General features: G+C 41.5%; 13 protein-coding genes and 1 tRNA gene. 1 reads left to right on the top strand and 13 read right to left on the bottom strand.

Features of this window, described 5'->3' with window-relative positions:
- Positions 1-473 precede the first annotated feature (473 nt).
- From ylqF to ACFE90_RS04595, 10 genes are all read right to left on the bottom strand, one after another.
- Positions 474-1355 carry a ribosome biogenesis GTPase YlqF gene (gene ylqF / locus ACFE90_RS04550; RefSeq protein WP_375498139.1) on the bottom strand — a complete coding sequence of 294 codons (882 nt, stop codon included), beginning with the start codon at positions 1353-1355 and terminating at the stop codon, positions 474-476.
- Between the two features lie 31 nt (positions 1356-1386).
- A complete protein-coding gene (locus ACFE90_RS04555; RefSeq protein ID WP_375498141.1) occupies positions 1387-1770 on the bottom strand; it encodes a VOC family protein in 384 nt (127 codons plus the stop codon).
- A gap of 129 nt (positions 1771-1899) precedes the next feature.
- Positions 1900-2322 (bottom strand): type II toxin-antitoxin system VapC family toxin, encoded by a 423-nt coding sequence (locus tag ACFE90_RS04560; protein WP_375498143.1) that lies wholly within the window; start codon positions 2320-2322, stop codon positions 1900-1902.
- The gene (locus tag ACFE90_RS04565) at positions 2322-2579 is read right to left on the bottom strand and encodes a DUF2281 domain-containing protein (protein ID WP_375498145.1); all 258 of its coding nucleotides are present in this window, start codon (positions 2577-2579) and stop codon (positions 2322-2324) included. The genes ACFE90_RS04560 and ACFE90_RS04565 overlap by 1 nt, the downstream gene beginning before the upstream one ends.
- 35 nt (positions 2580-2614) lie before the next feature.
- Positions 2615-2743, bottom strand: a complete 129-nt coding sequence (locus ACFE90_RS04570) for a hypothetical protein (RefSeq protein WP_375498147.1) — start codon at positions 2741-2743, stop codon at positions 2615-2617.
- 48 nt (positions 2744-2791) lie between these two features.
- On the bottom strand, positions 2792-2941 hold the full coding sequence (locus ACFE90_RS04575) for an N-6 DNA methylase (protein WP_375498163.1): 150 nt from the start codon (positions 2939-2941) through the stop codon (positions 2792-2794).
- A 204-nt stretch (positions 2942-3145) separates the two neighbouring features.
- Positions 3146-3218, bottom strand: a tRNA-Arg gene (locus ACFE90_RS04580).
- Between the two features lie 66 nt (positions 3219-3284).
- A complete protein-coding gene (locus tag ACFE90_RS04585) occupies positions 3285-4490 on the bottom strand; it encodes a murein hydrolase activator EnvC family protein (RefSeq protein WP_375498165.1) in 1206 nt (401 codons plus the stop codon).
- A gap of 143 nt (positions 4491-4633) precedes the next feature.
- Positions 4634-4828, bottom strand: a complete 195-nt coding sequence (locus ACFE90_RS04590) for a hypothetical protein (RefSeq protein WP_375498149.1) — start codon at positions 4826-4828, stop codon at positions 4634-4636.
- A 387-nt stretch (positions 4829-5215) separates the two neighbouring features.
- Positions 5216-5764, bottom strand: a complete 549-nt coding sequence (locus ACFE90_RS04595; RefSeq protein WP_375498151.1) for a hypothetical protein — start codon at positions 5762-5764, stop codon at positions 5216-5218.
- A 306-nt stretch (positions 5765-6070) separates the two neighbouring features.
- Here ACFE90_RS04595 and ACFE90_RS04600 point away from each other — a divergent pair, with 306 nt between their 5' ends.
- Entirely contained in the window at positions 6071-7678 is a 1608-nt protein-coding gene (locus ACFE90_RS04600) for an NAD(P)H-hydrate dehydratase (RefSeq protein WP_375498153.1), read from the top strand.
- A 484-nt stretch (positions 7679-8162) separates the two neighbouring features.
- Here ACFE90_RS04600 and ACFE90_RS04605 read toward each other — a convergent pair whose 3' ends face one another.
- From ACFE90_RS04605 to larC, 3 genes are all read right to left on the bottom strand, one after another.
- A complete protein-coding gene (locus tag ACFE90_RS04605) occupies positions 8163-8783 on the bottom strand; it encodes a hypothetical protein (protein WP_375498154.1) in 621 nt (206 codons plus the stop codon).
- 219 nt (positions 8784-9002) lie between these two features.
- A complete protein-coding gene (locus tag ACFE90_RS04610) occupies positions 9003-9599 on the bottom strand; it encodes a hypothetical protein (protein ID WP_375498156.1) in 597 nt (198 codons plus the stop codon).
- A gap of 468 nt (positions 9600-10067) precedes the next feature.
- Positions 10068-11354 (bottom strand): nickel pincer cofactor biosynthesis protein LarC, encoded by a 1287-nt coding sequence (gene larC, locus ACFE90_RS04615; protein ID WP_375498158.1) that lies wholly within the window; start codon positions 11352-11354, stop codon positions 10068-10070.
- Positions 11355-11443: the final 89 nt, after the last annotated feature.

Raw genomic sequence — 11443 nt, forward strand, 5'->3', positions numbered from 1 at the left:
GCATTGGGCATTAAGCATTGGTTACGAATTATTCTCCTCTGCCCCTGTGCCCCTAATTTATCCCTATTTCCCAACTTGCTATCTATAAAAGGCTTCACGAGTTTTAACGCTAACATCGGATATTTGTTCTACCAGGAATTTCCTTAGAAACATCATAAGGTGATGTCTGAGAAGAATCCCCAGTGGCTATTCCCTGATTTTGAAGTTATCTCTCTTTTGCAGAAAGCCTTGAAGGTCTTTTATACTCACCTTGACTTCCTTAAATTCATTTTCGGTTCGCTCCCACTTGTGATCTATTGCTACTTGGGCGATCGCTTCTGAGGCATCGCCTGAAAAATTTGCCTACTGGATTGGCGATAACGTCCAAACAGTTTTGAGATACTACTGCCACCCAGATGTCACTAAAGCAGAGTGCCCAGATTTTTGAGTGCTACTCATCTGCGACTCAAAAACAGTCTGAAAATGCTTGTAATCTAGTCAGGAGGCAATTCTAAACTCATTTCACCTAACAAACCTTTGCGAAAATCCGTTAAAAGTTGCCTTGCAGCTCGCTCTATATCACCTTTGTAACGATGCTCTGCCAAGGCGTACAAATAGGTATCTCCGGTGTCTGATGTCGAATCGAGTTGGTAACGGGACTGTAATGGTTTCTTTGGTAATAAATCTGCGGCTACAGCTTCCAAATAGTTGAGTAAATCCACTAGGGCTGCTGCTACTAGCTGGTTATCGTAAGATGCTTCACCGATATCATCACAAATGGCTAATTTCAATGCTGCATCTTGGTCTTCCAATCTTAAAGGGATGACACCAGGAGCATCTAGCAATTCCAAATGTTCTGAAATTCGCACCCAGCGCAGTTGGCGAGTCACCCCAGGACGGGCTGCACTTTCTACTACTCGCCGTCCTAACAAGCGGTTAATCAAAGCTGATTTACCGACATTGGGAAAACCAATCACCACAGCCCGCACTGGACGGGGTAACATGCCGCGATCACTTCTTCTTTTATTAAGTTCTACTCCAGCAGCTTGTGCTGCCCGCGCCACTTCTGCTATACCTTTACCATGTTGAGCGTTGGTAAAATAAGGGACTTCTCCTTGACGTTTAAACCAATCTATCCACAGCGATCGCATTTGCGGCGTAATCATATCTACTCGGTTAAGTATTAACACCCGTGTCTTACCCTCCACCCACTCACCTATTTGCGGATGGTGAGTCGCTAAGGGAATCCGTGCGTCTCGTACCTCAAACACCACATCTACGCGCTTCAGCTGTTCTTTGAGCTTCCTTTCAGCTTTCGCAATGTGACCTGGATACCATTGAATCAGGTTTAATCTATAGTTTTGAGTTATAGCCATAGTCAATTACCAAATAAATTATTATCACTTATTAATTATCATTCACTGGGGCTTGATGTAAAATTATCCGATTGCCATCAGGATCATAGGCATAAATTTCTCTGCCGTGAGAAGCAATGGAAATCTCTCCTGGCGGGGGATAGCCTAAAGCTGTTAGGTGAGCGATCGCATCTTCTAAGTTACTCACCTCTAAGCACAAACTTATTTTACTTTTGGCAATAGCTTCAAATTCCGATTCGTTTGTGTTCTTTGGTTTAAAAATACCTAAACGCATACTAACCAAATTAAACTCAGCATAGACATTCGCAATTAAAATAACTGGCTTTTGCTCCAGCAATTTAGTATAGAAATTCACTAACTTCTCGTAATTAACCGATGCTATGGTGACAAATGCGTTAGTGTACTGGAAAACCATATTTGCCTTTCGCCTTTTGAACTTTTAAGTTACACAGCATAGACAGGCAAAATGTCAAGCTTAGAGGATGTTTTAAAAGTAATTGGCTGTAATTTTAGGTACTTATATCTCACTTATACCTATCCCCTTTTATATCCCATCAGCAATAATCAAATCCATAATCTCATTCTTATTCTTCCGATAAACCCGAAAATCACTATCTAGCGTCAAGACACAACTCCCCACAATTAACTCACTCATTCTTACCAAACACGCATCAGCTAACGACATTGGCACATTCTGATATCGCTTCAGCAACTCTCTAACCATTCCTATTTCATCACTGAGACGAAAAGAGATTTGAATTAAGCCAGTATCTAGTAAAGACATAACTGTATCCTCTCCGTTATAAAAATCTCGCAATATAAAACACGCTTCCCTAATTACTGCTTCACAAGTCAAGAAAGGGTAAGCTAGATTAGCAACTTCTTTTGTAGCCCAACTATGATATTGTTCCCGATTATTAATTAAAGCAACTAGAGGACCAGTATCAATAATGATATTTTGCTTCACTACCTACCGTATCCTTCTATATGCTTTTTATTAGTCGCCAAATCTCCAGTCCCTCCATCAACACATCCAATATACTCCTTGGCAGCTTCTAAAAATGAAACTTTTTTTTCCTTCTCTTTATCCTCAAGTGTCTTCTGGTGTTGCATCTCCTTAAACTGCAAAAATTCAATAAAATTTAATACCTCCTGCTGCTTCTCAGGAGATAACTTTTTAAATTCATCAATTATCGTTTGTTCCTTATCAATTGCTTGAGTCATTAATCCTATCCTCCTGAAAAAATAAATACCAAAATCTAAAATTTAAAATTAGCAAGCACCTCAGCTAAATCTTTACCCGCCCATTTCTTCTCTTGTCTGGCTACCGCCAAATCTGTCAAAATATCCGTGAGCGATCGCACAATGCACAACTTTATTGCTAACATCTACAAACTGCGAAGGGCTAAGATTATAATCCGCTTGCCTCAACTCTTCTATTTTTCATAAGCATCTGCGCCGTAGTTATCCTGATTCCACATCGGATTAGCAACCACATAATCAAAGCGCATCACCTTCTTGTCAACCGTAAATTTAAGTTGCCTGGATGTATCGCCAATCTCAATTTGAAGTTTAGTATAAATTATATTAAAAACCTATTTTGTAATAAGTTATTAGGGATTATCATAGACAGGATTTGTCAATAACTTATAATCCCAAATTATATTACTAAGTCTAAATAATTTTTTATATTCCAGCTACCCGTTGCCATTTTCTCTCATAGGAGAAATTGGGTTTATCCCATGAGAGAAAATGATCTGTTGATTTTATGGTTAGTCTTGTAAAAGTAACGAGCGCGGAGGGATTTGAACCCCCGACCCACAGAACCGGAATCTGTTGCTCTATCCACTGAGCTACGCGCCCTTAGTCTTACATATTATAGCATGTCTGTGATAAAATTTGCAGCCAAGAGAAACTTGGTTTATAAGTTCAAAGATAATTAGCTGGGTCTACCGGTGTACCATTCCGGCGGACTTCAAAGTGGAGGTGAGGGCCAGTTGAGAAACCTGTGGAACCGACAGCAGCGATCGCTTGTCCGCGTTCAACTACTTGTCCTTCGGAAACATACAACTCGCTGGTATGTCCGTACAGTGTAGTAAGGCCATTGCCGTGGTCGATAATTACTGCTCTGCCATAACCACCATACCACCCAGCAAAAATTACTCTGCCCGAATCGGCTGCCCGAATTTTACTACCATAGCTAGCGGCAAAATCCAATCCGGCATGAAAGCGACGATAGCCAAGGATTGGGTGCATCCGCCAGCCGAAGGGACTGCTAGTAGCAGCATCGCTAGGATATGCCATTACACCAGTTCCCCGAATGATCACACTTGTCCGGCTGTTGGTTTTTGCTTGGGCTTCTTCTGTTGCTCTAGCTTCTGCTACCTTTTGTTGAATCAAGACTTCCAGATTTTTGGATTCCCTCTCTAACTGGTTTTGTGCCGCTTCCAAAGCCAAGCGATCGCTATTAAGACGTTGAATCAATTCCGATTGTGACTCCGCCTGGTTTTGATAATCGGATTTTTGTGCTAACAATTGCTCACGAATCAAGGCAATTTCGTTTTTTTGCTGTTCTACGTCCGTTTTTTGTTTATTTATCAGCTTTGCTTGCTGGTTCAGTTTTACCAAAATTTGTTCGTCTGCCTGATACACTAACTTCAACTGATGACGACGGCTGAAAAAGTCGCTGATATTTTCACTTTCGAGCAAAACTGCCCATCCGACAGATGCAGGCGATCGCTGGAGATAACGCAATCGTGCTACTGTTGCTATTTGCCGCTCCTCATAAGAACGTTCCGCCACAGCTAAATCAGTTTCCAAGTGCTGGAGGCGTTGGGTGGTGAGTTGTAATCGTGATTCGCTCTCTTGAATGTAGCTATCTGTAGTTTGCAGATTTTGCTTTAAACCAGTGAGGTGTTTTTGGGCTTCTTGTTGGAGATTTGTTAAGCGATTGCGATCGTTAACCACACTCTGACGCTGCTGGTTCATTTGTTGCTGCTGTTGGCGCAAATTATCAATAGAACCTGTAGAGGTTGCGTGAACTGGAATTAATACCAAACAAATCCACAAAATGCAGCAAAATCCAATAGATAAACAGCCAAAAATCTGCTTTTTTCCTATAAATCGCGCTCTCATAGCGTGAAGCCTAACCAAAACGATGCTTTCATACACTATGAGGATTATTCCCAAAATCTGATTCACCCACTCCAACGCATGATTAAATTGTCTGCCAAGTTGTAACACAAAGATTCCAGCTATGTCAGCATTAAGCAGATATATCAGCCGATGAGATGTATGAATACACGTATAGCAATTCTCTTAATTACCTTCAGTAGACCGAAAAGTTCTGCGATGCCAACTCTTGCAGAGGCTGACGCTCGTTCGCCTTTGGCGTCTCCCCTTGGGAGAGGACTCGCTACCGCTTCTCTACGAGACGCTGCACGAACGCTAATGCTAACAGCGGGCGTAGCCATCGCTCTATCATCGTACCTACATTTATCGCATCAATGTATTTGCCGTAATTTAGAATAAAATAAGAAAAATTAAAAACCCACAGTTATTAAATGCGGGTTTTTACTTGTGTGCTTTAGCTCCAATTGGGAACTTACATTGTCATTCTCTAAAAATCTAAAAGGTTGTTTTAAAAGTCCTAGAAGGTATAATTTTCTAGTTTTAATTTAGCTCAATGACAACGGAAAAACAAGGTTTCAGTCATGTACTGAGATGCTTTGTCGTGTTCACCATGAGAGTAAAAGAGCCTTTTAAAACATCCTCTTGGACAACCATATTAGTGCTGTCTGCTATTTTGGTCATCACCGAAGATGCTATACGAACTTAATCATTCCTATGATCCACTATCACTACTTAGGAACACCCTTTGTTCCGTCACCATTAACGTCCTGTCCTATACATGATCCAGTCCAACATCCAAAAAGATCTACTCCTCCCTTGTACACAACAACACCGCCATTATAAGTAACTACAGTGTTAATTTTAGCACTTTCGGGAATGTATTCATCAAGTGCCTTGAATATTTCGTCAGCAGCAGGTTGAGCAGAAGCTCCTATGATAGGAATAGATCCCGCTAAAATTGTAGCTATTTTTTCAAAAATAGTCTGTGCTGTAATTGCAGAGGTGTTGAAGTTGCCCTTATACACAGCAAACTTTGTCAAGCCCTCTGGTCCATCAGTTGCTGTTGTAAGACAACTAGTCTCACTAAAGTTACAACACTCCTTGTTCTTTGGTCCAATAACCTTTTTAAAAGAGTCTGGTTTAACTGGTAGTTGGAGCGCTGTAATATCTTGATCTGAGTCGTTGTATACACAATAAGCAGCTGCTGGTTTCAGTGGAGATAACACGAAACCCACAGGAAAAAGTCCAAGCAAAATTAGAGAAAGTAGTTTTTTCATGATTGTTACCAAAGTTTCTTGAAAGTTGATAATCTTGATATTCGCAAATGATAACTAACCACGTAAAGGTACTTTTATGACAACATATTTGCCGACTTGTGACAACATATTTGCTAACTCGTGCAAACTGTACCAAGTTTTCTCAGAAATGTTCACTACACATATTGACATAGGCCATAAGGCATAAATAACCTCAATTTATTAGCGTTATAAAGGGTTTTTAAATCTGCTAAAGTTTCAGGGTACTGAAACTCATAACTCAGCACTAGCTAAACCATAGCTATCCGCTAACAGGACTTAGGACTGATGCAGAACAGACAAGAAAAAATTTCGCAAGTGGTAGTGACTGCTGTGCAGATGCGCGATATTGAAGATCGGATCTTTGCAGTAGGAATGCCTGTAGTCGCTTTAATGGAAAAGGTGGCGGGATTAATTGCCCGTCGCATTCAAGAGATCCCCCCAACCCCCCTTAAAAAAGGGGGCTACATCCTTTCAAACACCGTGTTCTTAAGAAAGTCGCCGCAGGCAAGGGGATCTCGTGTCGGAATTCTTGTCGGCCCGGGTCATAATGGCGGAGATGCTTTAGTAGTAGCCCGTGAATTACACTTTCGCGGCTATGAGGTTTGGATTTATTCTCCTTTCTCTAAGCTTAAGGAATTAACTTCGCAGCACTTACAGTATGCTCAGAGTTTAGGCATTCCAATTTATCAAACAATTGAGCAACTGCCAGATTCTGATTTGTTGATTGATGGCTTGTTTGGGTATGGTTTAGAAAAAAATCTCACTGATCCCATTGCCTCTGCAATTAATCAGCTAAATGAATTGCCTGTGCCGATTTATAGCATCGATTTACCTTCAGGTTTACACACCGACACAGGCGAAGTATTAGGAACTGCCATTCGTGCTACTCACACTTTCTGCTTGGGTTTATGGAAGCTAGCTTTCTTCCAAGATCAGGCGCTGGAATATCTCGGCAAAGCTGAGTTAATCGATTTCGATATTCCTTTAACTGATGTGGAAGCTGTTCTAAAAGATGCACCCAGCATTAAACGTATTACACTAGCAACGGCACTTGCTAATTTACCTCTACCCCGTCCACCAGTCACCCATAAATATAAAGAAGGACATTTACTACTGATTTGCGGTTCGCGGCGCTATGCAGGCGGGGCAATTTTAACTGGTTTGGGTGCTAGGGCTAGTGGTGTAGGTATGCTTTCCATTGCTGTACCCGAATCGCTGAAATCTCTTTTGGTGTCACATTTGCCAGAAGCGCTAATTGTCGGTTGTCCAGAGACGGAAACTGGAGCCATTGCTCAATTACAATTGCCAGAAAAAACTGATCTGAGTTCCTTTAATGCGATCGCTTGTGGCCCCGGTTTAACACGAGATGCCACTCCCATTGTCCAAGAAGCGATCAACAGCGATCGCCCTTTACTTCTTGATGCCGATGGTTTAAATATCTTGGCACAAATGGGAGCGATCGCCACATTAAAAAAACGTCTTGCTGTAACCGTACTCACACCCCACACTGGCGAATTTGAGCGATTGTTTCCTGATGTCCCCAATGCCAAACATGACAGGGTACAAGCAGTAAGAGAAGCAGCCGTGCAAAGTGAGGCGATAGTGTTGTTGAAAGGGGCGAGAACTGCGATCGCAAACCCTGAAGGTGCTGTTTGGATTGTTTCTGAAAGTACACCCGCCTTAGCACGTGGCGGTAGCGGCGACGTGTTAACTGGGCTACTGGGTGGATTATTGGCGCAAGCAGCAACTAAACAGATTCCCACAGAAGATATTGTGGCAACTGCCGCTTGGTGGCATTCACAAGCGGGTATTTTAGCAGCCCAAGAGCGTAGTGAATTGGGTGTAGATGCGTTTACATTGACACAATATTTGATAAAAATTCTAAATAATTAAATGCCTTCTAACTATGACTCTAAAACTCCAGACCCAAAAAGAAAAATTACAGGCAACCATTAGTAGTCTGCCAAGGTAACAATGCTTGGTCATATAGTCGGATATAAGCGCTCCCTTTCTTTGTCCATCTGTGCTTTGAAATGGCATTTTTTGACTCCGTAATCATATAACTAGGACTTCCGCATTGTACAAATTAGCCATAATATGTTTAACGGTATTTGTTCGTTTCGGGCGCTTCGCATAACCCTTATTTATTCGCTTATTTGCGTAGGCGTAGCCCATCGTAGACATCGCTAGATGCTAAACATAGCTGAAACACTTAGACCTCTTGCAAAAGTCCCAAAATCAGGTATGTCATTCTGAGCAAAACGCAGGGGAGAGAAGAATCTCGCTAAATGTATCACTCCGCTCAATATGACAATTTAAGCATTTATGCAAGAGGTCTCTTAAATTGCGTATAGTACTTATGTACGATGCCTAAGTCCTAATAATACGGCTTGTTGGGTGATAAGGGTAACACTTTTATCTCACTACCGTCTTCAGTAACGACTTTTAATGGAAGTGAATCCTGATGCTCTCGTCTAGATAATTGAATATATTGACGACCTTTCTTTGTTGGCTTAACTACCATAAGATAGTGATTGCCTACCCACTTAATACTTATTGCTCTGTATAGCAAAACCCAGACTTCAGCTATCTCTCCAGTGTTAATTTTATTCCTTGATGATTTATCACATTGCCATACAAGATTATCGCTGGGTGTCCATAAACCTGCAAGATAATGATAATCAAAAAACGAACTACCACCAAAAGTTGTAAACGAATAAATATTATAGCTCAACCATCTTTCATAAAGCTCAGGGTTCTTAGTCAGATCATTATATCTTGCGCTCATAGACGACCGTAGAAACTTCATTTGTTCTGCTTCAGTAGGGCGCACCCATGTTTCGGATGAGTTGCAAATTTTAAATGGTACTTCAATCGCTTTACTGCGATTAGTGGACTGTGAGTCAGCAGGCTGTGAAAAAGTTATGCTGATAATAGTCTGAGCGCTTACAAATGCTCCTGTTAACAGGAACATGTTTACTAATTTAAGAAGTTTCATGATTTTGCTTGTTTATTGCTATAAACAGTATTTGTAAGGAAACCCCGTTCAAGGATAGCGGGGTATATGCGTGCCATCATTGTTTAGTTAGGAATGAGTGAAGTTAGCTTATGCATTAGACTCAGCCGCAACCCAGAAGCAAGAATGGACCAATTCTACTGCAATCAGCCGCCATGTGACCTTGAAATAGTTCACACTATGGAGGTTGAGGAAATAACCCTAGATTTTTTTATCAAGTTGAATTTCATTTTCTAGTTGGCCTAGAGGCACTAATGTTAGCTGTGACACAGCGCGTTGCTGAGTTATATTTTGGCGGCGGCGATCAAGAAAGTGTAGCGTGATATACCCGTAGCGCTTACCTCGGTAAAAACTGGGTCTGGGAGTGTTATCGTTTCTCTTATATATCAGGGTGGAAGAAGCAAAATCTTGAGCGATCGCAGAATCGTACACTTGTTGAATCAGATTAATTCCGGCGGAATTGTTTGGATCGAAATTGAAAGACGTATCACTAGACTGATAATCGATCATTTCTCGGATCACCAAGCCATTAGGTGCCCAAACGGCAAAACTTAACTCCTTGCCAAGGCACTTAGATGTAGAAGACAAATCGGGTTCTCCCGCTTGTAACTTGATGCTAGGCATGAGGAAAGCAATCAACTGATGATCATCTGACCATCGCATTACTGTCTCAGCGTCTTGCCCTGGTAAAGCTGCTGCTGGTAGATTAACACAAGCGCTAAGGGCGCTGATTAAGCCTACTAAAAAACTAAACTGAAGCTTAGACACGTTAATGTAGATCAGTTGAATAGGGGGCATTATTGACTTATGCTTAGAAATTTCAACGCTATAACGTTGCTTACAATTAGCAATATATAAAATTTAGTAAGATATGGATAAAGACATTGTGTCAGTACCTGAATATAACTATTAAATAGTGGGTAGTGCATAGCTTATCAGTTTTATTTAAAAGTAATCTGAAGCGTTGTTGTACATAAACTTATTCTTTAAGACGTAAGTATCGAGTTTCATCATTTTGAGTATGACAATTCTCCAATTGGACTAGTTAGTGCGAATTATTTGAACAACATCATTACTTAAACTAGAAAAATTCATATCTCTAAAAATGTCGGAAAATGGAAGTTTTCCATCGCCCAAAATATGACAATCGAATGGCACGCTTGTAAAAGCGAAACACGGTAGAGTTTATTGATGTGTGAGCAGAGGCAGAACCTTTAGGATGGCATTCCCAGTACGAGACTGGGAACGAGGAACGAGGAATTTGTATCAGCCATTGACTAAATACCAACGCTGTAGTGCCAACCGTTGAATTTCGCGCCAAGGAATATTATGTTTTCGGGCTAAGTCTGCACAATCTTCATATTCTGGCTGCACATTTGCAATAACTTTTTCTGGTGATTGCCCTTTCCATGCTATCTTGACGCGCACTTGACCATATTCAATTTCCACTTGTTGAATTTCCCGTTGTAAAATGGCGCGTTGCTGAGTTGTTCGCCGAATACCCAAAGTTGTAGTTTCGCGGAATATAACTGCTTCACAACTGAGTAAATTTTCTAGATGACAAATCACAGTCAGCAAAATCCCTGGACGGGACTTTTTCATTGCGATCGCTTGGGTAAATACATCTAGCGCACCAGCAGCAAACAACGCCTCAAACACATAGCCGATCGCTTGCGGATTTAAATCATCAATTTGAGTTTCTAGTACTGATATCGTTTCTAAATTTGAGCTACTACCTTCAGAATCGCTGAAATTTGACTGTAAACTTGCGCTTTCACCCACCCAAAGGCGTAAAATATTGGGAATGGGTAAATTTATGGTTCCTGCTCCCAATCCTATCTGCTTGATAGCGATCGCAGGTGGTGAACCAAAATCTCTTGCCAAAGTAGTAGCGATCGCAGCTCCTGTTGGTGTCACCAGTTCTCTGTCAATCCCATTGCTATAAACTGGACAACCCCGCATTTCCCACAGCTTTAATACTGCTGGTACTGGTACTGCCATCTGACCATGTGCAGCCCGAACAGTGCCGCCACCAGTCGGGAACGCCGAGCAATAAAGTAGGGGCAATCCTTCGTCATTGCTCTCAATCCCCAACCAATCTAATCCCAGACAAGTACCCACAATATCTACGATCGCATCTACAGCACCCACCTCATGAAAATGAACTTTTTCAGGAGAAATGCCATGCACCGCCCCTTCTGCGACTGCTAGCTGTCGGAATACCGCCAAACTCCAAGCTTCTGCCCGTGATGGCAACCCCGCTTTGAGAATCATCCGCTCTATTTCTGGCAGGTGGCGTGTGTGATCATGACTGTGTTCGTGGTCGTGGTGATGGTGGTGGTGGCGATCGTGTACTAAATCCACATGAACTTTAGTCCCCTGCTGACCATTACGTTGGACAAATTCTGCCCTTAGCTGATATTCCTGTTCAATACCCAACCCATTGAGTTTTTCAATTAAATACTCCACAGGAACACCCAAACTCACCAAAGCACCCAGGCACATATCACCAGAAATTCCTGTCGGACATTGAAGATAAGCAATTTTATTCATAATAAATTAGTCATTAGTCATTAGTCATTAGTCATTAGTCATTAGTCATTAGTCATTAGTCATTGGGCATTGGTTATTTATTTTTATCC

The sequence above is a fragment of the uncultured Nostoc sp. genome (assembly GCF_964245445.1).
Classification (GTDB): domain Bacteria; phylum Cyanobacteriota; class Cyanobacteriia; order Cyanobacteriales; family Nostocaceae; genus Nostoc.

Bases quoted from the DNA above. Each gene is read 5' to 3' on its own strand.
- larC (WP_375498158.1), bottom strand. From the start codon at position 11,354: ATGAATAAAATTGCTTATCTTCAATGTCCGACAGGAATTTCTGGTGAT.
- ylqF (WP_375498139.1), bottom strand. From the start codon at position 1,355: ATGGCTATAACTCAAAACTATAGATTAAACCTGATTCAATGGTATCCA.
- ACFE90_RS04555 (WP_375498141.1), bottom strand. From the start codon at position 1,770: ATGGTTTTCCAGTACACTAACGCATTTGTCACCATAGCATCGGTTAAT.
- ACFE90_RS04570 (WP_375498147.1), bottom strand. From the start codon at position 2,743: ATGTTAGCAATAAAGTTGTGCATTGTGCGATCGCTCACGGATATTTTG.
- ACFE90_RS04610 (WP_375498156.1), bottom strand. From the start codon at position 9,599: ATGCCCCCTATTCAACTGATCTACATTAACGTGTCTAAGCTTCAGTTT.
- ACFE90_RS04585 (WP_375498165.1), bottom strand. From the start codon at position 4,490: ATGAGAGCGCGATTTATAGGAAAAAAGCAGATTTTTGGCTGTTTATCT.
- ACFE90_RS04565 (WP_375498145.1), bottom strand. From the start codon at position 2,579: ATGACTCAAGCAATTGATAAGGAACAAACGATAATTGATGAATTTAAA.
- ACFE90_RS04590 (WP_375498149.1), bottom strand. From the start codon at position 4,828: ATGGCTACGCCCGCTGTTAGCATTAGCGTTCGTGCAGCGTCTCGTAGA.
- ACFE90_RS04595 (WP_375498151.1), bottom strand. From the start codon at position 5,764: ATGAAAAAACTACTTTCTCTAATTTTGCTTGGACTTTTTCCTGTGGGT.
- ACFE90_RS04605 (WP_375498154.1), bottom strand. From the start codon at position 8,783: ATGAAACTTCTTAAATTAGTAAACATGTTCCTGTTAACAGGAGCATTT.
- ACFE90_RS04600 (WP_375498153.1), top strand. From the start codon at position 6,071: ATGCAGAACAGACAAGAAAAAATTTCGCAAGTGGTAGTGACTGCTGTG.